Here is a 26,375-nt window from a genome sequence, read left to right as displayed (position 1 = left end):
GAAACTGCAGATTTTTCAGTTCATCCAGGGAAATACGGGGCATAACCTGTTCCTGATCCGTTCCTTTCATCATGGCTATCAGGTTTTGACGATCCTTAATGGCATCCACTTCAAACCGTAATAAGAAACGGTCAAATAACGCCTCAAGCCCTTCGTCGTCCTCAGGATATTCATTGCTTGCCCCGACAAGCGTCATCAGCGGCATAGTCATTTCTTCTGTGCCATTTTCAAAAACGCGTTCATTAATCGCTTTGAGCAGGGCTTCAAAATCTCTGAACTCCCCTTAAAGATTTCATCGAGAAACACCAGATGTGCTTCGGCCATTTTGGCGTCGGTATTATGCCTGTAGATACCCTGTTCCATATCTTTCAACATGATGCCGCCGAAAACTTCATCCGGCGTGGTGTATTTCGTCAATAACCACTGGAAGTAGCTGGCCCCGTCAATGATACCGGTCAGTTCGTTTGATAAGGCACTTTTGGCGGTACCCGGCGGACCAACCATGAGCATATGCTCTTGAGCCAATAGAGCCACGAGCATCCCTTCGACCTGTGTTTCCCGTTCCAGATACTTCGCGTTTAATGCGTTTTGAATAGCCTTTAGTTTGTCAAGATTGTTAGTCATGCCAACCATCCTTTCTCATTCCAAAAAATAAGACGCACGTTCTCTTATTGAACAACCATAAGAAAACGTGCGTTCATCCCCTAAATCAACCATTTTTACATTAATATTCACGCGGCAGCATCGCCACACATGTGACGTCAGAATCGATTGATTCAAAGACAAACCAAATCGTCTCCGGTATAGGAATCATAAGCTTATCCAGAATGTGATCGTTCCCATCCGTCACAAGGGCTGTCTGCATTTGTTTGTGAAAAGCAATGAAATAGCTTTTATCTGCATGCTTAACCGCCGTCTCTATCATGACGTGCAAGTCATCCCGATGAATCCGATTTTCCTGCATATAGGATTCGACACCGGGTGTCACGCCCGTCAAGAAGCTTTTTACCATACGTTTCTCCTCCAAGTGTATTTAGCCTGCGTGACTGTTCATTTGTTTCTATTGCTTGTCATCGAAATTAAGTGCATTTTTCTTTATTTTTGTTAGCTTAAAAGTGGAAGGGGTTTATGCTTCCTCTAGTCAACATATTTATCACATTCAGGACAGAACTTTAACCAGTCGGGAAATTCATCATATACCGGCGTTTTGTCTCCCCCACAATGTGAGCAACAGTCATCATCTGCCCCGTCATTTAAACATTCATTACATATGCCGACTGTTTGCATTTTCTCGCCAAGAATAGTCATAATTGAGGCTTGTCTTTTAGCTTTGTCCAAACTGCTAAATGTTAAATAATGGGCAGCGCAGCCTCCAACATTACAAATTGCCGTTTGCACACAAGCTTTTCCTTCCTCTTTCCAAACGTCAAATTCATATGTTTTATGACTTATCATTTCATCCACTTTTTTATTATGTTTCACTATTTCTCTTGCTAATTCAATTCCCATTGATTTTGTTTTGTTTTTCATGTTTATCATGCCTTTCTTTTTTGTTGACTCTGCAACATGTTTTGTGAGAACAAGTTAAGTGTCGACTAAGAAAAAGCCGAATTACCAGTCCTTTTTATCCTGCGTAAATGTGCATTCGTTTGTATTGCTTCATAATGTCGTCGAAATGATCATCCGCCCATTCGTCCAAACAATCGTTATCGCAGAAAAAAACTTCTGCTTGTTCGTCGAAAAGGGTGTCATCACGATTCAGGAAACCTCCACAGTTCCCACATCTAACATTTTCATTCATGAACATTATAGTCACTTCTTTATTAGCTTTTGAATCAAAAAAAGACATGCCGGATGGCTAAACACCTGCCAGCATGTCTTTTAAGAACCGTTTCATATTGATTTTATAGATAGCCTTTCTCTTTCAGGCTCACGAATCGGCCTTCCCCGATGACAACATGGTCTAACAGTTCAATGCCAATCATTTTGCCCGACTCCGCCAATCGTCTGGTGATGTGGACATCCTCCTGAGATGGCTGCGGTGATCCACTCGGATGATTATGCGCCACAATCACAGATGCAGCAGAGCATTTCACCGCTTCACGATACAGCTCCCGCGGATGAACAATTGATGCATTTAAACTGCCGATAAACAATGTTGTTTTATGCATTACCTCATTCCTTGTATTTAACATCAGCGTCACAAAATGCTCCTGATTCAACTGGCCCATTTCGTTATTTAGGTGATTCGCCACATCTTCCGGTGAACGGATGATAGTTCCCCGTTCTTTCTTGCTCCGCATCGACCGCTTACCTAAAAGCAGGGCCGCATGAAGCGTCACCGCCTGATTATGTGTCAGCCCTTCAGCTTCGATTTCATTAACGGTCATCTCAGCCAGGAAACGCAAGGAATACGCACTTAGTCTTTCTACTGTTTCCATTTTGGCAAATGGACCGAGAACGACTGACAACATATCGTAGTTACTAATCAAGCCGTGTTCACCAATCGAATCATATCCCGTAACGGCCTCTCTTGCCTTTTCAATTACACTCATGTCTATCTCCTTTCCATGAAGACAGGAACCAGATGGCACCTGTCTTGCATGCCATCTGATTATCTGCCTTGATGGAAGGCTTGTTTTTAGTTATACTAACTGTAGTAGATTATTTTAATTTTTTCGTGACGTAAATCTCTGCGTCACTTTTTTTGTACCCAATTGGGAAAGCCGTTGTTCATCCCAGCCCAACTTATTGATATTGGCTTTGGATATATTCAGCATCTCCCAGGGATCAATTCCTTCCATAGCGATTTCGCCTGCCAGTTCCTTTAAATAGTCCCGGTCGAATTTCCATGAAACAGATTCATAGAAATCCCAGACTTCGTCACCTGTATCCACACTTCCATACGCTTTCACATAGGTTTTCAATTCATCTTTCATCTGCTTCAGTGCAGCTTCCAAACGGTTGATTTCATTCGCAAGCTGAGCAGCATCTTCCTGTGATTGAAGTTCCTGCCTCTGAAGTTCCGTTGCCGTACTCATTTGATACCAGCTCCTTTTCGTAAGTTTTGAAATGAACCAATCCCACGGAATTCCACTTCCCTGGTTGAGATCATGAGAAAAATCTGATAAGCCTGTTTGAGACTTAACTTCCTAATCTCTTTTTGGCTGGATAAGTGGAAGTACTGTTTCCCTTTCCGCACCAAAAATTGGTTCTTTTTAGTTCCATCAGCATAAGCGATGAATACCTTCTTTTGGTTTCGGAACCATGCATGTGACATGCAGCTCCCTCCTATTACATATTTTTATAATAAAAAAAGCCGACTAATCCCCGAAGGAATCAATCGACTTTTTTATTATCATGAAAAAAAGCATTGCCAACAGCAATACTACTTTTATCAATATTTACTTGAATTCAGTCACACAACGTGTGCATTTTTTGGACGTTTAAAACGTCAACCTAACCTTCCCAAATCAAGGGTAGAATCTTGGAATACGAAGGTAAAAAACACTTTTTTGCCGAATCTCCTTCTATATTGAAGGTATTACGACCTTTAAACAAACTGAGTAACTGAAACACTTAACTATTATACAATTAGCATACTTGAATTTTCAGATAATGTCAAATACATTTGGAGCAAATTCTTACAGGTAACTAACCTCTCTTTTCACTTATCGCAATTACTCACCATTGTTTCTTACCAAGCATTATTTTCATCCTGTCAATGCTTCAATCAATCCCTTTATTTCGTCTGTTAAATAATACTTGTGAACATAACCATCTTTATCCCTTGGCGGATTTTTAATTTCTTCATAAATTTCGAAAGGTACATCGAATATATCAGCCTGCGGATCATCAAATATTCGCCTAACCTCGTTAATTCGCTCAGTTACCTGGAACTTATCCATGTCATTAACCTTCAACTAAATCACCCTTATCAATTTTTAATTATTAATAGACTATTCTTTCAATAATCCCATTGTTATACTGTTATATACAAATCTAATAATATGACAGGTGTATAGCTTAGCTTCCAACATTTAATTTTTTTCTATAAATAATCTTTATCTTTGATTTTCTTAAACAATGTTGATATGGGTCTCTTAATCTCTCAATAATTCAATGGCAAATATACCATAATTCGACAAATTAAGACAAGAATTAGTTCCAGATTGAATGATAAGTAAATGGTCTCATTCCCCAGTATTTCTACTGAGAAATCAGGCTATTGAATTTTAGCAAGCGTACACGTGCGCATCCATTGAAATAACAGAATTTATAAAGCGACTACACTACTCTGGAACAAAAAAAGCCTATTTTTGCCATTGCAGAGGTAATACCGTTTTAAACGTGGCTTTAGGTGGAACAGTCATTCAAGACATTGAGACCAAAATTCCTCAAGCTATCAGCCATTATCAGCAAGCCGAAAGACATGATGCGACACATGATATTCAGATTGAGGAAAATTGTCGGCTATATGACATATTCAATAAGTCATCGATTCGAGTTAACAGCATAAACCACCAGGCCATTGACAAGCTCGGATCCAGTCTTAAAACAGCAGCAGCTGCACCGGATGGTATCATTGCAGCAGTTGAAGCAGTCGATCAATCGTCTTCACTGTTTATGGGTGTTCAATGGAATCCTGAGGAGATGGCCAGCGAGGATCCATATATGCAAGGCTTCTTCAAAACGTTTATTTATGAGTGTAGCAACAAAGACATAACAGTCGATTGACATATGAAGGAAAAGCTTTAAGGGATGTGATGGTAATTGATACGAGACTAACAGGTAAAGATTATGTGTGGTATGCCAGTTATGGTTCTAATTTAAACAGAGACAGATTTTTATGTTACATAAAAGGCGGAAAACCCGCGGGGTCTGAAAAAGTGGAGGTTGGCTGCAGGGATCAGTCTCCTCCAGTAAATGAAGCAACATATATTATGCACTATCCGTTATATTTTGCAAAAGAATCAGATCGCTGGCAGCAGCAAGGCGTTGCTTTCATAGGATTGGATAAAGATGAAAAGCACTATACATACAGCACAAAATATCTCATAACAGTGGAGCAGTTTATGGACGTCGTGAAACAAGAAAATAATGGATTAAATTTGGAAATCGATTTAGAGGACGTTATGGTAAATGGATTTGAAACATTCAGGGATTCATGGTACGGAACGATTTTACACGCAGGTGAAGCCGAGGGGTATCCAATCTTTACGTTTACAGCTGACTGGAACTTAGATGTTCCGTTTAATAAACCTTCTGATGAATATTTAAGCATGATCATTAACGGTTTAAAAACAACGGTAGGACTGGAAAATACAGAAATTATAAATTATCTTATCTCAAAACCGGGCATTGCTGGAAACTGCGATCGAAAGAATATAGAGAAGCTGATTTAAATTGTCCCGAATTATTCATAGCTTCATACCATATCCTTCTGTGATCCCTTATGAGCATTAACGCTGATCACCCAAAAAGTGAAATTGAAATAAATGAAAAAGAGCCCAACCTTTGGTAATGTTGTAAGTGACCAAACAAAAAACATACCAAGGGGCTCCTTCTATGACTAGTATAAACGAAACAATCATGAACTTCAATAGACGTGTGAAGTAGTCATGAGAAACCACCTCCGCTGACTTCATGTTCAGAAAATCAAAGCCAAAACAACTATGGATAAATTCAAAATAATTATATTTATAATGGACTATCACTCATTCTGGAAGGTATAATAAAAGTAGAAGGTTACTCAGGTTATTCGAAAGGAATATGTTTATGTCTAAAAATGACACGCGTTCTAAAATTCTCAAGGCGGCGGCATATATCGTACAATCAGACGGGATATTGAATTTAACACTCGAAGCTGCAGCAGAGAAAGCCGGTGTAAGTAAGGGAGGGCTATTATATCATTTTCCGTCCAAAGATGCCTTAGTCGCCGGTATGGTACAAGATCCCATGCAAAGTTATATAGATAATATCGAAAAGAATGTTGATCAGGATACATTACAGCATCCTAGAGGTAGATGGACTCGCTCGTTTATCAAAGGAACATTTGAGCAGAGAAATCCCGATAAAGATATGGACGCTGGGTTAATGGCGGCGGCCACAATCAATCGAGATTTATTGAAGCCTATTCAAGATGCTTATGAACAATGGCAGGATCATATTGACAACGATGGTCTCGATCCCATTAACGCTACTATTTTAAGACTAGCCGTGGACGGTCTTTGGTTTTCCGAAATTTTTGATTTGGCCCCATTAGAAGATGATCGCCGTCAACGTGTTCTAGAAAGACTCATCCAGTTAACGAAGGAGGACTGAACATAGGGCGGGCAAATATTATCTTATTACTGCTACGGTCGGAGAGGTGATAGGAACAACAACTCTGAAACCAAGCAAGTTTTAGTCAACTCTTGTCTTCCATTATTGTGATAGCAAGCTATGGTTTTCTTTTTATTTAGGGACTGCTGAACAAACAAAAAATCCACCAATAACAAGGAATCTCGCTTTATGTTAAATAGCCGCAAGTGACTAAAAATATTGGCTTGGTCCTTATTTCATCATGCCTTCAAGCAACAAGTGAAACGGTCAATTCCATCCAATTCTTGATTATGAACCTTGAAAAGACTCTCCGTGGTACTTGTTTGTGCTTTTTATATTTTATAGCCGGAAACCTGTTTTCGGGCTACAAAAGAAAATTTCTATTATGATTGGATAAGATATAACTTATTCAGCAGTCCCAAACAGGAGTGAGCGAACAGCTAGCCCCAACATTTGGCTTAGAATCTTTTTGGTTCTATCTCGATAAGGCTGATCGCCCACCATCTATAGTATATTGACTTCCCGTGATAAATTGACTTTCATCAGAAGCTAGAAATAATATTAAATATGCTAATTCGATGGTTTTAGCATAGCGACCAAATGGAATTGCTTCATCCGTTATAGAGGTTGAGACTCCTTTAGTTACATATTCTTTTTCAAGTTCATTCATCATTCTTGTATCTACACCAGTAGGCTGAATGCTGTTTACTCTAACTTTATCATCGGCAGCTTCTAAGGCTGCTGTTTTTGTAAGACCTACCACACCATGCTTTGAAGCAACATATGCACTTAAGCCTCCATCACCAGACCATCCGGCGTCTGAAGATGTATTAATGATACTTCCAAATTGTTGCTCCTGCATAACTGGCAATACATGCTTAAGCCCGAGAAAAGAACCAATTAGATTTACATCGATTACTTTTTTGAAAGCATTAAGATCAAAATCGGTAATTCCGTTAACGTCACCCTCTATACCAGCATTATTAAAGAATACATCTATTTTACCCCATTTATCTAAAACTGTTTGTACATAATCTTTAACTTCCTTTTCTTGAGTAACATCTGCTGTGATAGAAATAATATCCCCATATGTTTTTAATTCGTCTACTGTTGACGTCAATGCTTCGTTAGACAAATCAACTATCGCAACTTTAGCTCCTTCTTGTAAGAAGAGTTGAGCAGTCTCCTTGCCAATATTCCCAACTCCCCCAGTAATGATAGCAACCTTATCTTTTAATCTATTCAAATGAACATCCTCCTATTATTAGCTTATGAGATAATTTTTACCAAAAGTGTTTAGCCTTCATTATCTCTATTTACATACAACATCGTGATTGATGTCATGCAATCATTTGCTGTTCTTCATTTCGTCAATCTTATCCTGGTTATCATCAATCCACTCCTGTGCTATCTCTTCAGGATCTTCTCCATTGTCAATTTTGATAATCATATCTTCAATGTCATCAATGGGTATACTCCAATTACTTAAAAATTCATAAGCTTCGGGTGCATTTTCTTTCAATTCTTTATGAGCAAGAACGTGAATAGAAGAGGGTGTTAAAACCTCTGGAGCTTTTTTATTTGTTAATAATTTTATATCAAGTAAATTAAACATGCTATGTGGACGCCATCCAAACAGTACAACAGGTTCTTCCTTTTCAATTTTTGATTTAGCAGCTGACAACATAGCCGCCTCTGAGGAATTAATCATTTCCATATCCAGATTATATATATCAATTAGCTTTGGGATTTCTTTTACTGTCGGGTCACTTTCTGAAATTGCCAAGACTTCATTATTTACTGTGTCTTCTATACCTTTTAAATCTCCAACATCATTGACATCCTCCATATATTTAGGAACTGCTATTCCTCTTGCTGCATCATCATAACTTGTAGATACCACCTCTATTGAATCGGAAAATTCGTCTAAATAGGGCTTGTGTTGTGGATCCCAGTAATCCATAAATATGTCAACATCCCCTTTTGACAGACCCGCCATAGTAACTCCAAGATCAGCCTCAGTGTCTTCTACTTTATAACCCATATCCTTTAACACTATCTTAACTATTTCCGTTGGTGGCACAGTACTTGTCCATGGTGTTACGCCTAAAGTTAATGTTGGTTTGTTCTTTTTTTCATTCTCTGCACCATTGCTATTACCAGTAGCTTCTGAACCACCACTTGGTGTACAGCCGTACATAGCTATTGATAAGAAAATTGTTATTAAAATAACAGTTTTCTTCATGTATAAACCTCCCCTAAGTCCACATTTTTTGATGTATCAGTCTCGCAATCTTTATTAGTTGCTGCAGAACGTATGGAAGCTACGCTACTTCCATAAATCTGTTATTGATTGTACTTAGATGAGATTAAGCTTATGGCTTATTTGATATACTTACTATATTTGTCGGCATTTTTAACGTAGTTATATTAAGGGTTATAGCGTTGCTTTCGTTTGATTCTTATCACACGCTCTGCTTCTTTTGGTTGTTCATCAAGTGTATGACGTTTTGCCAACCTTAAATTTGTTAATAGATTGCTTTCGGAAACGGTTTCATATTGTCTATAGACTTACTATTTCCATGAGCATTTGTTCATTCATAACGCGTGTTTTCCATTTTCACCATTTCCGTATGACTGATTTGATTTTTACAACTAGCAATTAATTTATCTGCCAATTCCTCTCTTAGTTCAGGTGCTTTCAGCTTTGTCCACGGTAATTTAATGCTGGACCAAACTGCTTTAATAAATGACGCATCCTTTGTTTGCCCCGCATTATCCCATCCATTTTTCTCTCTTCATGGTGTCATAAGGTTTAACTCTTCACGCGCTTCTTTCGGTGTCATTATATCGGAGCCAAGAGCCTGTACAATGCCTACAGCTTTATCAACAAGTTGTTCATTTTTAGCTAATTGTCCTTTTTTAAGATAAAGATTATCTTCCAATCCCACACGAATATGACCTCCTTGCAGAACTGATTCTGCCACTATCGGCATTTGCATGCGGCCAGTGCCGAATGCGGCCCATTTGCCATTTCCCGGTATTCGGCTCTTCATATAGGACAATGTTTCAGCGTCAGCTGCAGCTCCCCATGGTATACCAAGGCAGAATTGATATAAGGGATCACCATCAATGAGACCTTCTTCAATTAATTGATTAGCAAAATTAACCTGACCAGTATCAAAACACTCTAATTCTGGTTTTACGCCACTTTCTTTCACAAGTTTTGCCTGTTTTCGCAACCAATCAGTTGGATTCACGTACAGCATATTTCCAAAGTTGATACTTCCACAATCAAGTGTACACAACTCGGGAAGTAATTTTCCAACTGGCTCATGACGTTCTTCAGGTGTTTGAATATCAGTGCCAACACCACCTTTTGTCGGATCTTCTTCACTTGGAATCCAATCACCGCCACCACCGGATGTTATATTAATAATGACATCCGTTTCAGACTCGCGTATTCGTTCTACTGTTTCCTGAAACAAATTAACGTCATGACTCAACTTACCTGTTTCCGGATCACGTACATGGAGATGAACAATTGTTGCTCCTGCTTTTGCTGATTTGATAGCTGAATCAGCAATCTCTTTCGGTGTTACTGGCACATGCGGATTTTTTGCAGTCGTGTCACCTGCTCCTGATATAGCACATGATAAAATAACATTTTTATTCAACTTTACCACCTCCTGTTTGTTTAAGTACATGCTTGAAAATCTCGCCACTTTTGAAATATCCCACAACTCCGGGGATCCAATCGTAGTATTTTATTCATTCATGAAGTTCAGAAATCATTTCATTCATTGCACGGTCATCATCTTCGGTTAATGCTGGATCCTGTTTTAGTTTCTCAATATTTTTATAACCGTAGACGTTTCAAGATACATAAACGGTCTTAGCTCTTTTGAGTACAGAGCCAAAACCGTTTAACATTATTATTTTCACTGTCTACATGACTGAGATCGGATCAAACTCTTGGATAACTTTCTCTATGGTACGAATGAAAACTCTGTCCGCCGACAAGATACATGAAACCTGTTGGTTTATCACAACACGTGATGTCAATCCCTTGTAGGCTCGGCTGGCAGCTCTCGACCGAGCCAATCGCGATAGAAGGTCTCTAAATACGGCAGAAAATCAAAAACGATCGGGTAGCCAGGAGCCGCTGCCTCCACTTCCAGCAGCGTGGCACAGCCCGGGCAAATAAACTCACGAATTTCCATCCAGTCCGGATCATAGCTATGACGTCCGGGATAGATTTCAGCAATCTCTTCTTCTTCATCCCGAACATTAATCACAGCGTTTAACTTCCAGTTGTTAGTGTAATGACCAAACTCATAACCGCAGCCACATTTAACAACTCGCTCGCCTTGAGGCTCACTTTTCTTAGCAACAATATACAAATGCTCGCCAATCGGCAACAAGATCTGGTCGTTAAATTTCACCCGTTCTTGAAGAATATCGATGTACTTGAAAAACCGGTCGTCGTCTTTATACTGACTCATAATTGATTTCGTCGACTGCCAAGGCAGCGTACCGTCAATTAAGTCACGAATTACTTCCTTATCATAGCTTGCCATCGTTATCACTCCTTACATTGTAAAGTTTTCCGGCAGCCGCCAGAATTCGCGGAACTCTTTGGCAAATTGGCTGGAAATGCCCATTGTGTCCTGATACATTTTATGCACTTCGGTAACAAAGTCCTTTTCCAACACGCGCTCGCGCTCGGATGCAATCCAATCCTTAACAGGCATAGCCTTATTTAACCGGGCGTTTCGGACTTCTTTGCGTCGAGCTTCGGTTGCTTCTGGGTTGACACGCCATGCGTTACGCTCCCCGTCATGCTCAAGCACTACAGCATGAGTTCTTTGGGCAATTTCCGGTGTCACATAGCCGTTCTCAACATCCCGGACAACATCCAGCGGATCCCGCTCGATGGGGTCGCCATAGCCGCCTCCACCATTGTATGAGTGTGCAAACAGATCCCCGGCTTGCAGCGGTTTGTCAATATGCGGGCCTTCAACCTCTTTCTTCTCGCCTTCAACCAATCGGTCCAAGTCGGTCGTGTATGGGTCTTTCCCCAACGAGTGAGGTAATGGTTTCTGTTCTTCAATCAACTGCTGAATATTGCTATCTCGCACAGTGAAGTGCCTGTGGGCTGTCGGCGCTGGATAGCCACCGCACATGCCGGCGTTGTCATACACACGACTTGAATGTTCGGACGTGGCTATCGTCACTTCGTCTGTATTGTGCACGAGCCAAAGTGAAGTGAAGGCTGTACCGCCGCGGTTGCTACCGGGTCCGCCCGAATCAGCCGCGATGCTTCGCCCTAAGTAGAGCATCGGTATGCCCTGCTCCCAAACTTCCATATTGCCCATGTCAGATTCGGGATTCCAACCAACATAGCCATTATCGATCCCGTCTTTTATACCAAGGGCGCCACTTCCGGCTGCGGAGCACTCAAACATAGCCATACCAAACTGGCTGCCGTACTGACTTTGACCACCCATTTCTACCATTGGACTGTTTACCTGACCGACAAACGCTTCTTCTTTGAATCCCCGGCTTACAAAGCCACGACTGAGCAACCGCTGAAAAATGCCAAAGGCCGGTAACAGAAGTGCCCAGGACGTTGCCGTCGCTACGGTATGGCGGTCTGGGTTGGTCCAGGTCCCCGACGGTAAATTCATATCTGTAGCCAGCCAGGCTCCGTCGTTCACCTTACCTTCAAAGTTCATAGACTGAGTTAGGGTAACAAATAATCCGCCGTCCATACCAGCTGGCGTACAATTCATCGAGTGATAGCCCCAAGAACCGGTGCCTTCAAAATCCAAATGCATGTGGCCATCGCCGCCCACATCCAATTCAAGCGGGATGGAATACAGCAAGTTTTCATCACCTAAAGGCAAAATTCCAGGTTTACCCTCAGTGAGGTGGCCATAAAACGTATGTCCCCTGTAGCGACCGGGCACCATAAGCTGTTGAACCTTCGAAAGCTGCGCGCGGCGACCTTCTTCAATGAATTCACGGGTAGCCCGCTTATAGTAGTCCAAACCGACGTCGTCGATAAGCTCTTTCACCTGATCCCGCAATTCCAGGTTAGCTGCTAATTTTGCTTTATCGTCAAACATCCAATAGATAGGCATACGGAGGTTCCGTTCCAATCGAATCAGATAGTCCCGGCGCAGCTCGTCTTTCTCACCCACTTTTTCGGCACAAACGAACAAGCCTTCAGTAAAACGTTCTTGGGCCAAGTATACGTCACCACCTGGTGTGATGCCGCCGACCTCCAATTCGTGAGCGACTGTGCCGGCCCAGCCGACAAGCTCGTCATTATGGAAAATCGGTATAACAACCATTACGTCTGGTACTTGTACCGTACCGATAAAAGCGTCATTGTTGGCGAACACATCACCAGGACAAATACCAGGCGAGTCCTCGTAACCATTTTGAATCATCCATTTGATAAACCGGCTCATCGTATGCACGTGAACCATAATTCCTGTGGAAAGGCTAATCGCGTCACCTTCAGGGGTGTATAACGCTACAACCATTTCCCCTACCTCTCGCACACCCGGAGAAGCTGAAATGCTTCTGGCCATCTCCCGCGATGCTATCGACATTGATCGAAGCTTTGTGTGCAGGCTTTCATAGCGCAGAGGATCTTCCTCACGGTATTTTAATTCCGTTATGCCGGCATAACAGCCTGTTTCTTGGAATTTACGATCGTTCTCAAGCAATTGCTCTTTAAGCCCCATGACTTTGTTTTCTACTGCGTCATTCATAAGAATCCTCCTTTTTTAGATTGAACCTCGGTCTACAATACGTTTCCAACCGAATTTCGCGTGTCCTCGCCGTGTTCGTAGTGCAGAATAGTCCATTCATCTACACGGACCCGGTCCCCGCTGGGATGACCAAGGTCGTAGCAGGGTGCTCGACAATGGCAGGGCCCTCAAGCACGTTGCCGGGCTTCAGCATGTCCATTTCCCAAAGCTGCGCTTCATGCCACGCACGATTGTAATACATAGACCGCTTTCCTTTGGCAGCCTCGGGATCAGGATTCTTGGATCCCAAAGGACGGCGACTCAGCTCTGGCTTCACTTTTTCCACACGAGCATTTAAGCCGAGTTCCATAATTGTATAACCGGCTGTCCCATAACCGGACACACTGCGGTTAATCTGTTCGTACAGGTCTTCAAAAGCTTGTGTAAGCTTACCTAAATCTTCATCTGACTCTAATTTGGTCACTGGTGCTGCAACTTCGACATCTTCCAGTTGGCCAGTGTAGCGCATCATAGCGAATGGCTCACAAACGACTGCGTCTGCTTCATGACCTTCAGAGACCAACTCAGAGCGGGCTTGGGTATCGAGCTCGCTCCAGATTTCATTAATCTGACGTCTCGCCTCTTCCCTGTCCTGATCCGAAGAATCGGGTCCGGTCATAATATGGACGGATTGGCTGTGCCTGTGCAAGTAATCTGCCGTAGTGCAACCAAAGGCTGAAAATGCTGCCGCAAACGGGAATGTCATGACACCTTTAAAACCTAGGCTGCGGCTGTACTCAGCCATGTGAAGCGGTCCAGATCCGCCATAAGCCATCAAGTGGTATTCACCTGGATCGACACCACGCGTCGAAATAATGGATTCAATGGAAGACTTAGCTTCCATCTCCAGCATATTCACCATCCCCTCGGCCGCTTCATAAACGTCAACTCCCAATGGATCGGCAACTTTCTCTTTCAGAACCTGCGTTGCCTTCTCGATATTAAGTTTGACCTTGCCACCGAGAAAGTTATCAGGGTTCAAACGACCCATTACCGCATCACAGTCAGCAATCGTTGGCTCTGTGCCACCCATATCCATAGCCACCGGACCCGGTACCGATCCAGCGCTTTCCGGACCTAGACTAACCTTACCTGTGTATGGGTCCACCTTAACAATAGTACCGCCGCCGGCACCGATGGTATCCATCGCTAGTGTCGGCAAATTCAGTTTAAACCGGGCCAATGTCGGCTCATCTTCAATAGGTACTTTGCCGCGGGTGATAGCCCCGATATCAAAGCTTGTTCCACCCATATCACTGACAATTACTGAATCCGTGCCGACCAACTCGCCGACATGTTTCGCGCCCAAAAGCCCTCCGACCGGACCCGAGATCATCGTCTCGTGCAGACGAGGATAGCGTACGTCCGCGAGCCCTCCGTATGAAAGCATCGTTTGCATGCTGTGTGGGAAACCATGTTCCTTAGCAGCCGCTTCAACGCCCAGCAGCTGCTCACGACCTCTAGCTGTTGCATATGCCTCGATGAGCGTGCTGTTTAACCGGGATTGTTCGCGAATGATCGGACGAACCTGATGACTAAAGTAAATCGGGATGTCGACATCATGCTCAGCCAGTACCTTCTTGGCCGCTTCGCCAATTTGTAATTCGTGTTCAGGATTGACGTGTGAATACATGCAACAGATGCATAATGCCTCGATGTCCTGCTCCAAAAGCTCTTCCACACCGCTGACTGCCTCGTGTTCATAAGCTGGAATGACGACCTGACCGAACTGGTCGACACGCTCGGTCACACCGCGCACCCGGCTGAGAGGCACAAGAGGCTCGGGAGAAGCGTGGGTGACTGCATGCAAGCGGTCTTCATAAGAATAACCGGCCCATGACTGAAGGCCTCTTCCCATAAGTATGGCATCTTCCATGCCCCGTGTCACAATCAGACCAATGCGCTTTCCGCTCCTTGATAACAACGTATTCAGCATACCCGTACCTGAATAAAGGACTACCGCCAATTCTTCAAAGGTTTTGTTGATATCCAGGTTCCAGATGTCAGTAGCGTCACGCGCTGATTCAATAAATCCTTCCGATTCGTAATTAGGTGTAGTCGGTGCCTTACCGACAGCGAAGTTGCCTTCTTTGTCCACAAGTATCGTGTCTGTCATCGTGCCACCGGCATCAATACCGAGCACGAGTGGTTTTGTCTGTTTCATGGCACATTTCCTCCTTCGTTGATTTTTAGACTTAATCTTGTTTCAAGGGGCACTAAGATCAATTGCATAAAATCCTGCATCCCTAGTTTGCGCCTCTAGAAATAGGTTAACCGTCCAGACGGTTTGTTGTCAATACTAAAAAAATGAATTTTATTCAAAATTATCTTTTATCTTGTTGAAGCTTGAAGATTGATTTTTGAAAAATCCTTTTGATATTCGTAATCCTATTTAGTTTAGTACTGGCATCTTGAGCCTTCTAAGTAACCTCTTAATAAATTACTCTTTTCAGCCCCCTATTTCCCTTCCTTTCCTGAAAGAACGCCTTCTTTTTCCTCAGATAGTTGATCATTTTGAGATTTCGATAAAGGTAGTTCGGAATATTTTATTAAGGTTGACTTTTCCTGCCCAAAATCTTCTTTGACAGATTTAATAAAAGAAATAGTCATCAACACAAAAACCAAAATCATAGGCACACCTACAATAACTGAAGACAATTGAACTGCCTCCAACCCGCCTATGGCCAATATGGTTATACCTACTCCTCCAAGAACTAACGCCCAAAATAATCTATGGATTCGAGGCGGCTGCCCGGTTCTACCCAATTTCTTACTCGCAACAGATGACAAAATCAATGAAGCACCATCAAAAGTAGTTGCCGAGAATATTAGATAGGCGATTACTAGTAGCGGTATTATAATCGAACTAAGAGGTAATGTATTGATAACCGCCATTATAGCTTCTGTTTGTCCACTATTAACCATTATTGAATTAACTGGAACTAAATTGGATAATTGAAGATTCAATGCGTAATTTCCAAAAACTCCAAAAAACACCCAGCAACCCACCGGTCCTATCAGGCATTGGGTAATGATCACTTGTTTTATTGTACGTCCCTTGGATATCCTGGCAGTAAACAAACCTATTAATGATGCATAACCAATCCACCATGCCCAATAGAAAACAGTCCAATCTTGAGGGAAACTTACATTGTTAATGGCTCCCAAGCTTAAACTCATGTTGAAAAAATCGTTAAACATTGTTCCTATGGATTGTATGGAATTATCTAGCATGAAGGTTGTTGGGCCCACAAGGAACACGAAGACAAGTATTGCTACAACAATGATTAGATTAAAATCTGATAATCTTTTAATGCCTTTCCTAAGACCCAAATATACACTTCCTCCAAATAGAATGACCCAAAGAGCTATAACGATTACCAATAGCCCAAAAGTTACAGGGATATTAAACATTTCACCCAAAAGTTGTGCGATCATGGGAGCAACCAATCCTATGCTTGTTCCCACTACCCCGATCAAACCAAGCATCATGACAATATCGACGATTTTACCCGGTAAACCTTCAGAATGCTTACCTAGAATTGGTTTGCAAGCAGCACTAAGTCTAAAGTGAGGTATTTTTTTCACATATAAGGCATATGCCATAGGAATACTGGGAAGAGCATAAATAGCCCACGCGAGTATTCCCCAATTAAAGAAACCATAAGGGATAGCCCACTCTGCTGCACTTAATGTTCCGGATTCTATTCCAAAGGGTGGGGCATTAAAAAAAGTAATTGGTTCGATAATCGATAGGTACATAATTTCCGCACCAATTCCCGTTGTGAAAATCATCGCAAACCAACTAAAATTTGAAAATTCCGGCTTATCGTCAGGATCCCCTAATTTGATTTGACCAAACTTGCTAAAAACAAGCCAAGCAAAAAAGATAAGTATCATTAATGGAAACAAGACGAAAAGCCAACCAAAATTTCCTGTGATGAAACCTAATATTGTACCTACAATATTAGCCGCAGCCGAAGGATTCATCCCAACAGGAACTAATCCTAACAGTAAAATGACTAACACAGGCCATAGTACTTTATTTTCAATATTTAAGTTTTTCAAATAACGCACTCCTTTTTAATATAATATTTAAAAAAGTGATCGTAAATAGTGTCACCCCCATTAAGTACCCAGCTTCTACTTAAAGAACAACCCTGATAAGAATCCGAAATCTTGATGGAAATCAAAATTAAAATTGACTCGAATTCAAGATAGTTACTTTTCTTCTACATCATTTCTTGGTTTTTCATAATTCAGCCCCTTGAAAAAATTATTTTACCTATGAACCTAATATCTAAATATATCGTAAATTTGAAACTGTATAAAATGACTGTACACTTTATATTCCTTGTTTAGTTCATAAAAGTATCCCTTTATAACGATATATCTATATTTATGTTAGAATTTCGCGAAAATGCTCGAAAATTGCTATTTGTAGATTTTTTGTCATTATGATATGTTGCACCTAATTAATAGAGAAGTCGGCAAATGACAAGTCACAGCAATAGAAAATCTCAATAACAAAGAAACTGAAATTGGGCATTTTTTAAGAAGCTATGCTGAAGTATCGCTTAATAATCCACAACAGCTGACCTCAGGTCTTTTGGCAGCAATTCCTACAGATCCCTAGCTACTAAAACGTATACAAAATCATTACCAGAGTTGGCAAAATAAATTTGAGGAAGATGGGTTGTACACAGTTTTAGCAACCATAGGGTCAGAATTAAAAATTATTAGCGCCACATCCAGCATTAAATCTTCATAATAAAAAAATAATTAACCCACTTAATTTCACTGAAAGTTTTAGGACCTGTTTAAAAGCATCTACCTTTTCACTTACGTTCATTACACACCTCTACGGTACTGTGCTACCGCTTTCTTTTTGAACGTTTCGCCGGGAGTAAACTCTCCACGTTATTAGCTTACCAACGTTGAATTATGTCTATTATAGAACAAACTTAGGTGTTCCCTGGAAGCCTGTGAGCTGGATAGCATATTTCAGAGAGCGCATTTTTACTATATACCACTCACGTCATCGTTGGATGACACATAAGTTTCCCTATGTCTAATCTTTAGACCCTTACATTCGGTTATTCGTCAGCTTCATTTCCTTGAAACCATTCTCACCTTACCCAATTTTTTAGCCGTGCAGCATATCCATCGGCATACCTTCTCTCGTGGAGTGGCTCCAGCCTTCGCTCTGCCGAATCACCTGTACTTCAGACCCCAATGACCTGTCAGTCATGATGCATGCAGGATTCGTTGAAGGGATGGTTTCAGGAAACATGGTTCCGTCATTCCCATCCTCGGTTGTAACGTTAAGATAATAGTCTTGTATTATCCTCAGTATTTCACGCGCAAACACGCTTATAACAGAATTTATCGTGCGGCGTATCCCGTTTCCGGAAGAATAAAATAAAAACTCATAAGAATCAACAGCCGTAACACACCGTACAATAGGCTTCATCGGTCTAATATCAATATTAGTACAAACAAACTTTTTATAAAATATATAAAATTTTTATTGTATAATATTTATATCGTTTTATCTCAAAATCTCTAGAGATTCATCAAAAATTCTTGAAAATGCTCGTTTATGGATTTTGCATTATGTATGTTACGATGTTCAGCGTGTCGGAAGGGGGGGTTTGAAAAAGGTGTAAGATAAGATTTATATGACGTCAAATAAAGATGGACGCAAAATATACACGTTCTAAGTTTTAAAGTAACCTTAAAAACTAAAGGAGGAAAGAAAATGAAGAAAAAATCTTTATTGACTTTAATATTTGCACTTCTTTTCGCTATGGTTGTGCCCCTCGAAGTAATGGGATCACAATCGGCACCAGGTTTCGATCCCGCTGACGGAATGTATATAAAAGCCGATACTGAGCACTACTGGAAAGGCCGGTATTCTAATGGCCGGGTCTTCTCTGAGTACATTGCAAAGGAATTGGCTGGTGACTATAATAATTTAACAAATTATGCTGTTGGCGGAGCTTTTACTGGTGTCATGACAGGTACTAAGGGCGCAGCAGATGAACGTTCCAACTGGTCCCCTTGGTTGAAAGGCTGGGACGGCGTACAACAAACCGAAAGATTTCTCGCAGATATGAATGGGCAAGCAGATCCCAAAGCCCTCTATATTATCAGCGTCGGTGGAAATGATGCTTATGCCGTTGAAGATCTTGGGGCTGAACGTGCGGCAGAACTTTCTAGTGACTTTGCTCTAAAAATGGTCCAGAATCTTGTAGAAGGTGGCGTCAAATATATATTGTTACCTAACCGTTTTGTGGACCAGCGTACTGATTTGACAAGTTTTGGTGACATGCAAAACCAACAGGTTGTCCAAAAGATTGAACAATATCTTGCTTTGGACACCACTCCCGATGATGTGGAGATTATCTACGGGCACAATCAACGATTGCGTGCCAATATTGAGGAACAGGGTTTTGAAAAATTCGGATATAAAAGTATGGGCTTTTATATGATCTCCGACTGGGTTCCGGCCTATGGTTATGGCTTAGTCTCTGAAGACAACAGTGACATCTTCCCTACCAACGATCAGGAAGACATCTATGGTGGTTATGACAATTACTCAACCGACAGCAAATATTATAAGCCTGAAGCCGCTGGTTGGGAACCTGACGATTTCTACACTTATGACGAATACCATCTATCCAGCAGAAGCCAAAAACACATGGCTACATACCTCTTAAATTCTGACATTACAACAGATGATGGTATCTTCAATAAGGTTTATAACGGTGAAGTTAGTGATTTTGCTAAAGCGATTGCTGATGGTACGATTCCTGCAGAATACAGCAAAGTCTATACCTTCGGCGACAGCAGTATTGATATCGGTCGAGGTTTAGAAGTAACTACTGAGCTAGTAGAAAACCGAGGTAAACCAAAAAATTCGTCATACACAGTGAAACCAGGTGACAACCTGTGGACCATCTCAAAAGAGAAATACTACGGGGAACTAACCAATAAACGGATTGCGCGACAGGTTTGGGCTATCTACCAAGCCAACCAAGATCAGATTCAGAATCCAAACCTAATATATCCAAATCAAACTATTAAATTGCCAACAATGAATGGTTCCATGAACAAATGAATTAAGTAAAAATCATAAGTCAAAAAGCCAATCCCCCGGGTTGGCTTTTCTTTTGGTGTGCCAGGCATGTGCACATTTTATAGGATTCAAGTCCCGAGCCATGAAGGCAGCAGTAATTGTTGGCCAAAGACAAGGGCCGAGGAACATCTTTTTCCCAGTCAACAAGGAATGACCCAGGTTATCTATCGTCCGAGACACGTGTTTTCATTGCGGTGAGCCTTGCTTCGGCTGTGACATTTTATAGGAAAAGATATCTCATAAGACGATTATGTTCAAAGTTATAACTATTTAATACCACTTATATAACAAAACCATCCCGCACCACAAAAGTGGCACGGGATGCGTTGTTTTTATCTTCTACGCGTAAACCTACAACAAGACCTCACTCGGATAAACCCCAAAATTTGGACAATTACACTCTTAAACTAGCTCATATTTAAAATTCCTTGCTTTTTCTTATAGTATCTTCTCTTTTGTCCCTTTCAAGATGATAGCCAATGCCTCCATTCCATTAAGGGTAAAGGCTCCGCCCTTCGCTTACGCTCAGCCCTTGATTCCATTCCGGAATTGGCTGACTTTAGGGCAGGGACAAAACGAAGAAAAAATGGGAAGGTATTAAACCCGAATGTCTTTAATTCCCGTCTTGCCACCTTTTTGCAGCTCATAAAATTCCATTGGTGTCAGGTCTAGAATACTGGAATGAATGCGTCGATTATTATAAAAGTCCATAAATTCCATGATAGCTTGATAGGCTTCTCCATAAGTCTTTAACTCACGATCTGAGAGACAATCATCTTCCATAATGCGATGAAAGGACTCAATATGGGCGTTCATATTTGGCGTTTTAGGCGGAATCCGTTCATGTTCCATCTCCTGATCCTCACAGAAGGCCTCAAACGCATGCGAGATAAACTGTGGACCGTTGTCCGTTCGCATCACAGGCATATCCTGCTGGTCAAATAGCTGCCTTTTTGACAGGGCACTGTTCAGAATCTGTACGACATTTTTGGCTGTGCATTCAAGCCCAACATGGTAGTCAATAATGGACCTGTCACAGATATCAATAATCGAACAGATGAAGAGAAACCGATCCTCGCCTTGAATATAGCCATATTTGATATCAGCCTCCCAAAGTTGATCAGAAGCTGTTATGGTGCGATTGCGCGCTAATTCCCTTGGGTGTTTGATTCGTTTTCTTCTCTGTGGGCGCAGGATATCCAGTTCCTTACACAGGCGGTACACTTTCTTTTTATTGATTTGCAGCTTATAAGCACGACGGAGCATTTTGGTCAATTTCCGATAGCCGAAATTATGGTATTCGCCGGCGATGAGCTCTAATAAAAACTCTTTAATTTGGTCGTCAGGAACTTTATGCCCGTCCTGATGGGTCGAGTATCCTGGTGCTGGGCGCCCCTCACTTACTTGCTTTTCTTCCACCCTGTAGTATTTTCGATGATAGTGGGTGGAACGTGGTATGCCAATAATTTTTAAGATAATCGTCACCGTATAGCCTTTTTGGATCCATGCCTCGGCTACTTCAAGTTTTTCAGTAAGTGAGGGTTCTGCTTTTTTACAAGATGCCGCAACACGGAAATTTCAAGGTCTTTTTCACCTAATAGCTGCTTCAAGTGATCATTTTCACTGGAAAGCTCTTTGGTGTCGATGTCAGGCACGGATGCGACATCTGTGTTACCAAATTTCCCGTTTTTATATTCACGGACCCAGCGGCCAACCATATTCGCATTTAAGTCATAACGACGGGCAACCACAGAAGGCTTTTCCGTCTCCATGGCTTCCTTTACAGCCTGCATTTTGAATTCTTCTGAGTATCTTGTTCGTCTCATGAGGCTTCCTCCTTGGTATATAAAAATTATAGTAGTTAACATTCTTATTGTCCAAGTCCATTTAGGGGCTTATGAGTGCACGAAGGTATACCGTCTTTAAGGATACACCAAGCAAGGAAGAGTGTGATTGGTTGTGTGCAGAGTTATCAGGAGAGGTTAAAGTGTTTAAAAAGCATAAAGAATGGATTGAATTAGCAACAACGAATCGGTATGGTAAAGATAAAAAAGACCCCTTCCGGATTCCAGAAGGGGCAACATCTTTATTGTGTCAAGTGAACGTCAGGATCGACCTTATCCGTAATCGTGATAAGCAGTGGTTTTTGAACCACTTGTCCGTCGTCGAACGTTGCACGGACAGTCCACGGGTATGGGCCTTCTGCGATGTGTTCAAGATCATTACTTGTAAGGCTTACGTTCCGTTCTGTATTATTTTCATTCGCTTTTAGTGTTGATTGATCAGCTAGGTTAGCCGGAGGTATAACTGAGTCATTCACGGCTGTTCGGTTGTTTCCGCTTCTACCACGAATCCCTCTCCGGCAAGAAAATCAGGATCTGATTGAGATATGCCACGTTCTTCCGCCCATTCCTCTGTATGCAGGATTTGGGCGTTTAATTCATTTTTCTGATAAACCGTGATAGTTTTTGTTATGGAATCAGTTCCTCCGTATTCATCCTCTATATGCAGAGTCACTTCCCAATCGCCAATTTGCTCCATCAGCTCCCGGAATTCCTTGGATGTACCGAATGTACCTGTATCACCATTTGGAGCCGTATATTCCCATTGATATGATAATTCCTCTCCATCCGGATCTGTGCTTGTGGAATAAACCCTTGCGTTACTTTCATTCACAATAGGTTCTCCCGGCGTCCACTCAAAGTTGGCTTCCGGCTCCCGGTTCGGGACGTTTGTCCAAAAGACACGATTATTATTGTCTTCCGATTCTTCCATTACGTCGTTATTCGCATCGGCTACGATCTCGATTTTATGATCTCCTTGGTCATGATTGAATAAATAAGAAAATTCTACCCAGCCCGGTTCGTCCAATTCGACGGACTGAACAGGCGTGTCATCAACTCTTAGTTCAACATCAAAAGGTTCCGTTTCCTGAACACCGCCAATGTTATCGACATATGCACGGATCTGTAATGTATCTCCTTTATGAATCGAATCAGGAGGAGGAGAACTTACTTCTGTTATTTCAATGTCAGGGGCATTGACGGTAACATTTATTAGTTGTTGAACCCTTCCCCCATGTATCCTGACAGTAGCACGGATTGTCCACGTACCTGCTATGTTTGCAGGAAAACTGCTATTAGCGGAGTCACCCAAAAGACGAACTTCCCCGTTCGTTCGGAGACCAGTCTTCCATTTGGCCGTTATCCCGGACAAGCTGCTTGAGCAGGGTGTTGAATATGATGGTGCCGTAATAGTTTTTCGACTCCAAGAGTGTGATCTGGTAGTTAGTGAGAATAACAGAATCTATTTGGATGTTTTTGCCATTAATGCGGAGGTAAACATCGTGCAGAATCGTGCATGTGGGCGCAAGGCTGTCGAGGGGATAGTCAACCTTACGTTCGCCTGTATAGCCTTGCTGGCGAATTTTCGCATCTAATTTTATTTTGGTGAGAAGCGGAAATTGCGGGTCCAGGCGTGGAATAATAGCATCGAGTTTCACAAGTGGAAGGGGTTTAGTACGATTTTTGAGGATCATAATGCGGCTCCTTTATTTGGTTTTTGAGGTTGTTTAAACTATAGCATATTGGAAGAGGGAAAAGTAGTGAAAAAAAGCAGATTTTCGGCCGCGGCCGAAAATTATCTTCTTATATGGGGGCAGCTGTCGCTCGAGTTGGCCCGCTTGTCGCTCGGGTGGGACCGCTCAACCGCCAAGCATCTGATCCGGCATCTCCTAAATATTCATGTCGGTTCCGGCACCTGATTCTTTAGCTTTCTGATACACATGATAGGCGACTGCTAAATCTTCTATTGCTAGGCCGTTTGATTTAAACATGGTCATTTGGCTGTTGGATTTACGTCTGTAGTCGGAACCGGTTACTAAATCTGAAAGACTGCCAACACGGTCCCATACCGGAACGTTTTCCTGGGCGGCAATAACCAGATCGCCGGATTCAGTTTTGGATTGTTCGATTGAGTCAGTAACAATGGTGTTCATTTGCTGTATCGTTAAGCTGTCAATTTCGCGTTCATTTACTTTATTATTACCGACAGCATTCAAGTGAACACCTTCTGACAGCCATTCGCTGTTGAAAACAGGTTCTGTCGCGCTTGTGACTGTTGTGACAATATCTGCTCCCTGAACGGCCGTCTGCAGATTTGAGGTGGGTACGATCTCAGCTTGAATCTCAGACTGCAGTTTTTGGCAAAAGTTCTGAACGGACGACTCGCGGCGGCTCCATACTCTCACTTTATCCAGGTCTCTTACTTCACTGATAGCCTTTAGCTGGGTTTCTGCCTGAAAACCTGTTCCAATCATAGTCAGCGTTTTAGCATTGAAACGTGCCAGATAATTAGTTGACATGGCCGTTGTAGCACCTGTTCGTATGCGCCCTAATTCATCGGCTTCCATTAAACAGAGAAGTTCTGCTTCGTCTGAAAACAATAAAAAGTAAGCTTTCGGGCCCTCCGGTGTTGTTGCATAATTTTTGACGCCTAGAATATTGGTCTCTTGCATGGACGCTGACATGGTATTAAGTAACGTATTTCCGACTGAAACCCGGTGACGAGGCTGGTTCTGGGCACGGCCATAGCCCAGTTCAATAAGTCCGGATTCAACCGCTTGAATAGCATTGTTCATCGGTAATAAAGACACGACGTCATTTTCTGTTAAATATAAAGTCATGATTGTCACCTCGTTATTAAAATTTGTCACGTGAATAATTTATGCCTGCAGAGAAACGATTCCAACCCCGTCCTGTATGGTGATATCAGTTCCAAATGGTTTGCTCAAATGCTGCAGCTGTTCTAACGGGCTTTCACTTTTGCTTAGGACGGGCCAGCCCCTTTCATACCGGGGTAAATCGAATCCTAATTCAATCGGATACAATTTAATATCTGTGATTTGGCCATTGTCCATTTCCCAGACGGCCACCACCGATTCCCATACATGTTTGTTGACACCGAGGCCTTTGGTGTTGTTCCCGCTTCTTGCGTCCAGTGCATCCGCAACATTTGCTTCCGAACTCAAACCGTATTTGTCATAAAAGTCGGCAGGAAGTGCTTCTACCGTATCATTTTGAAAGATAAAGTTGCCCAGGCTGTAAAAAATGGGTTTGTTCTGATAGATTTCAATGCCTCTCAAAACATGGGGACCATGACCCATCACGGCATCCGCTCCCCCGTCTATGCACTTGCGGGAAGCTTCTTTAAGAAATTGTGGGGGAACAGCTTTATCTTCCCCTTCCATTTCGTGAGAGTGAATGCTCACCATAACCACGTCTGCCTGGCGCCGGGCTTCGTCAATCGAGCGCTCGAGTCTTCTCATATCTGCTTCTTTAGGTGTTGTAACCTTCTCTGTTGTTGATCCTTCTGTAAAATAATGACCGCCAAAGACAAATGAGTCATCACTGTTGTCTGTCTCAAAGCCCTCTTTAATTGAGAGGTTTCTTTCCGCATTAATCATGGTATTCTCAGCAATGGCCTTTAATTGATCTAACTCCTGGCGGCTGACATAAAAGGTCGTGTCGTATCTTAACGGATTGACGCCGGGACGTCCGTGCATATCCGGACGCTGGCTGCCGGCTCGCCATGACTCGTGAAAAGTAGATGTCACACTGATTAAAGCTACCCTGCCGGGCGGGGTTTCCAGGTATCTCGGGGCACTGGCTTCTGCTAAATCCTCACCAGCACCCGCATGGACAAATCCATACTGGTTTAAATAACGCTTAGTGGCCAAGAGACCACCGTAAGAATAATCCATCGTGTGGTTATTCGCCCACGCAAGCAGATTGAATCCATAGTCCCGAATGTCCTGTAACACATCCGGCGGGGACATCGCCCAGGTTCCGCCACTGAAAGCGGAAGGGTATCCTTCCAGTACATGCGTTGTTGTTTCCAAATTGTTAAAGCGCACATCCGCAGATTGTATTAATCCGGAAAGCTGCCGGAAAGACTCCGACGCCGTTGATGGCAAACGCCGTGTTATAAAACTGTCACCGGTTGCGAAGAATGTCATTTTTCCCATATTTATATTGTTTCTCCTTCCCAATTATAAGTGAGCTGCGTTTCAGTTTTAAATTTTACAT

25 protein-coding genes and 1 pseudogene are annotated in these 26,375 nt (G+C 42.2%); 4 read left to right on the top strand and 22 right to left on the bottom strand.

Translation table 11 applies throughout. The features are described 5' to 3' along the window. Positions 1-67: 67 nt before the first annotated feature. The 7 genes and pseudogenes from AOX59_RS20185 to AOX59_RS03550 all read right to left on the bottom strand — a co-directional run. A pseudogene (locus AOX59_RS20185) lies at positions 68-624 on the bottom strand (AAA family ATPase); the annotation flags it as partial. A gap of 100 nt (positions 625-724) precedes the next feature. Then, on the bottom strand, positions 725-1,012 hold the full coding sequence (locus AOX59_RS03580) for a hypothetical protein (protein WP_068441951.1): 288 nt from the start codon (positions 1,010-1,012) through the stop codon (positions 725-727). Positions 1,013-1,137: 125 nt separating this feature from the next. Continuing rightward, positions 1,138-1,530: a hypothetical protein gene (locus AOX59_RS03575; RefSeq protein WP_068441949.1), complete on the bottom strand. Its 393-nt coding sequence runs from the start codon at positions 1,528-1,530 to the stop codon at positions 1,138-1,140. A 374-nt stretch (positions 1,531-1,904) separates the two neighbouring features. Continuing rightward, on the bottom strand, positions 1,905-2,555 hold the full coding sequence (gene radC / locus AOX59_RS03565; protein ID WP_068441943.1) for a RadC family protein: 651 nt from the start codon (positions 2,553-2,555) through the stop codon (positions 1,905-1,907). A gap of 114 nt (positions 2,556-2,669) precedes the next feature. After that, positions 2,670-3,041, bottom strand: a complete 372-nt coding sequence (locus AOX59_RS03560; protein ID WP_068441940.1) for a hypothetical protein — start codon at positions 3,039-3,041, stop codon at positions 2,670-2,672. Beyond that, positions 3,038-3,280: a hypothetical protein gene (locus AOX59_RS03555; RefSeq protein WP_068441937.1), complete on the bottom strand. Its 243-nt coding sequence runs from the start codon at positions 3,278-3,280 to the stop codon at positions 3,038-3,040. Before AOX59_RS03555 ends, AOX59_RS03560 begins: the two co-directional genes overlap by 4 nt. Before the next feature lie 433 nt (positions 3,281-3,713). Continuing rightward, entirely contained in the window at positions 3,714-3,908 is a 195-nt protein-coding gene (locus AOX59_RS03550) for a hypothetical protein (protein ID WP_156418631.1), read from the bottom strand. 352 nt (positions 3,909-4,260) lie between these two features. On the opposite strand from AOX59_RS03550, the gene AOX59_RS03545 reads away from it, so the two are divergent. From AOX59_RS03545 to AOX59_RS03535, 3 genes are all read left to right on the top strand, one after another. Continuing rightward, positions 4,261-4,737, top strand: a complete 477-nt coding sequence (locus AOX59_RS03545) for a gamma-glutamyl-gamma-aminobutyrate hydrolase family protein (RefSeq protein ID WP_082684115.1) — start codon at positions 4,261-4,263, stop codon at positions 4,735-4,737. 29 nt (positions 4,738-4,766) lie between these two features. After that, positions 4,767-5,405, top strand: a complete 639-nt coding sequence (locus tag AOX59_RS03540) for a hypothetical protein (RefSeq protein ID WP_068448115.1) — start codon at positions 4,767-4,769, stop codon at positions 5,403-5,405. Positions 5,406-5,778: 373 nt separating this feature from the next. Then, the gene (locus AOX59_RS03535; RefSeq protein WP_068441927.1) at positions 5,779-6,324 is read left to right on the top strand and encodes a TetR/AcrR family transcriptional regulator; all 546 of its coding nucleotides are present in this window, start codon (positions 5,779-5,781) and stop codon (positions 6,322-6,324) included. A 475-nt stretch (positions 6,325-6,799) separates the two neighbouring features. Here AOX59_RS03535 and AOX59_RS03530 read toward each other — a convergent pair whose 3' ends face one another. The 8 genes from AOX59_RS03530 to AOX59_RS03495 form a co-directional block, all read right to left on the bottom strand. Next, positions 6,800-7,570 (bottom strand): SDR family NAD(P)-dependent oxidoreductase, encoded by a 771-nt coding sequence (locus AOX59_RS03530; RefSeq protein WP_068441923.1) that lies wholly within the window; start codon positions 7,568-7,570, stop codon positions 6,800-6,802. Between the two features lie 102 nt (positions 7,571-7,672). Then, the gene (locus AOX59_RS03525; RefSeq protein WP_068441920.1) at positions 7,673-8,569 is read right to left on the bottom strand and encodes a glycine betaine ABC transporter substrate-binding protein; all 897 of its coding nucleotides are present in this window, start codon (positions 8,567-8,569) and stop codon (positions 7,673-7,675) included. A gap of 553 nt (positions 8,570-9,122) precedes the next feature. Continuing rightward, on the bottom strand, positions 9,123-10,001 hold the full coding sequence (locus AOX59_RS03520) for a beta-keto acid cleavage family enzyme (protein ID WP_068441917.1): 879 nt from the start codon (positions 9,999-10,001) through the stop codon (positions 9,123-9,125). Positions 10,002-10,385: 384 nt separating this feature from the next. Continuing rightward, complete coding sequence (locus tag AOX59_RS03515; RefSeq protein WP_068441914.1) at positions 10,386-10,904, bottom strand: acetone carboxylase subunit gamma; 519 nt, start codon at positions 10,902-10,904, stop codon at positions 10,386-10,388. Between the two features lie 12 nt (positions 10,905-10,916). Then, positions 10,917-13,109, bottom strand: coding sequence for a hydantoinase B/oxoprolinase family protein (locus tag AOX59_RS03510; RefSeq protein ID WP_068441911.1), 2,193 nt, complete (start codon positions 13,107-13,109; stop codon positions 10,917-10,919). A 100-nt stretch (positions 13,110-13,209) separates the two neighbouring features. Then, on the bottom strand, positions 13,210-15,312 hold the full coding sequence (locus tag AOX59_RS03505) for a hydantoinase/oxoprolinase family protein (RefSeq protein ID WP_068441908.1): 2,103 nt from the start codon (positions 15,310-15,312) through the stop codon (positions 13,210-13,212). A 293-nt stretch (positions 15,313-15,605) separates the two neighbouring features. Then, the gene (locus AOX59_RS03500; protein WP_068441905.1) at positions 15,606-17,216 is read right to left on the bottom strand and encodes a BCCT family transporter; all 1,611 of its coding nucleotides are present in this window, start codon (positions 17,214-17,216) and stop codon (positions 15,606-15,608) included. A 1,078-nt stretch (positions 17,217-18,294) separates the two neighbouring features. Then, positions 18,295-18,621, bottom strand: a complete 327-nt coding sequence (locus tag AOX59_RS03495; protein WP_068441901.1) for a hypothetical protein — start codon at positions 18,619-18,621, stop codon at positions 18,295-18,297. A 288-nt stretch (positions 18,622-18,909) separates the two neighbouring features. Here AOX59_RS03495 and AOX59_RS20175 point away from each other — a divergent pair, with 288 nt between their 5' ends. After that, a complete protein-coding gene (locus AOX59_RS20175; RefSeq protein WP_068441899.1) occupies positions 18,910-20,271 on the top strand; it encodes a LysM peptidoglycan-binding domain-containing protein in 1,362 nt (453 codons plus the stop codon). Between the two features lie 615 nt (positions 20,272-20,886). On the opposite strand, the gene AOX59_RS03485 is transcribed toward AOX59_RS20175, so the two are convergent. The 7 genes from AOX59_RS03485 to AOX59_RS03455 form a co-directional block, all read right to left on the bottom strand. Then, positions 20,887-21,774 (bottom strand): IS3 family transposase, encoded by an 888-nt coding sequence (locus tag AOX59_RS03485; protein ID WP_082684113.1) that lies wholly within the window; start codon positions 21,772-21,774, stop codon positions 20,887-20,889. A 29-nt stretch (positions 21,775-21,803) separates the two neighbouring features. Further along, positions 21,804-22,115 carry a transposase gene (locus AOX59_RS03480; protein ID WP_068441894.1) on the bottom strand — a complete coding sequence of 104 codons (312 nt, stop codon included), beginning with the start codon at positions 22,113-22,115 and terminating at the stop codon, positions 21,804-21,806. Between the two features lie 260 nt (positions 22,116-22,375). Then, positions 22,376-22,609, bottom strand: coding sequence for a hypothetical protein (locus AOX59_RS19505; RefSeq protein ID WP_156418630.1), 234 nt, complete (start codon positions 22,607-22,609; stop codon positions 22,376-22,378). Next, the gene (locus tag AOX59_RS03470) at positions 22,606-23,445 is read right to left on the bottom strand and encodes a CARDB domain-containing protein (RefSeq protein WP_068441889.1); all 840 of its coding nucleotides are present in this window, start codon (positions 23,443-23,445) and stop codon (positions 22,606-22,608) included. The genes AOX59_RS19505 and AOX59_RS03470 overlap by 4 nt, the downstream gene beginning before the upstream one ends. Then, positions 23,438-23,827 carry a nuclease-related domain-containing protein gene (locus tag AOX59_RS03465; RefSeq protein ID WP_068441887.1) on the bottom strand — a complete coding sequence of 130 codons (390 nt, stop codon included), beginning with the start codon at positions 23,825-23,827 and terminating at the stop codon, positions 23,438-23,440. Before AOX59_RS03465 ends, AOX59_RS03470 begins: the two co-directional genes overlap by 8 nt. A 195-nt stretch (positions 23,828-24,022) precedes the next feature. Continuing rightward, positions 24,023-24,973 (bottom strand): ornithine cyclodeaminase family protein, encoded by a 951-nt coding sequence (locus AOX59_RS03460; RefSeq protein ID WP_068441883.1) that lies wholly within the window; start codon positions 24,971-24,973, stop codon positions 24,023-24,025. Positions 24,974-25,012: 39 nt separating this feature from the next. Further along, positions 25,013-26,314 (bottom strand): CapA family protein, encoded by a 1,302-nt coding sequence (locus AOX59_RS03455; RefSeq protein WP_068441880.1) that lies wholly within the window; start codon positions 26,312-26,314, stop codon positions 25,013-25,015. Positions 26,315-26,375: the final 61 nt, after the last annotated feature.

Origin of the sequence: Lentibacillus amyloliquefaciens (genome assembly GCF_001307805.1) — a bacterium.
GTDB lineage: Bacteria > Bacillota > Bacilli > Bacillales > Amphibacillaceae > Lentibacillus > Lentibacillus amyloliquefaciens.
The sequence above is the reverse complement of the archived record's forward strand: the minus strand, read 5'-3'. Positions and strand labels throughout refer to the sequence as shown.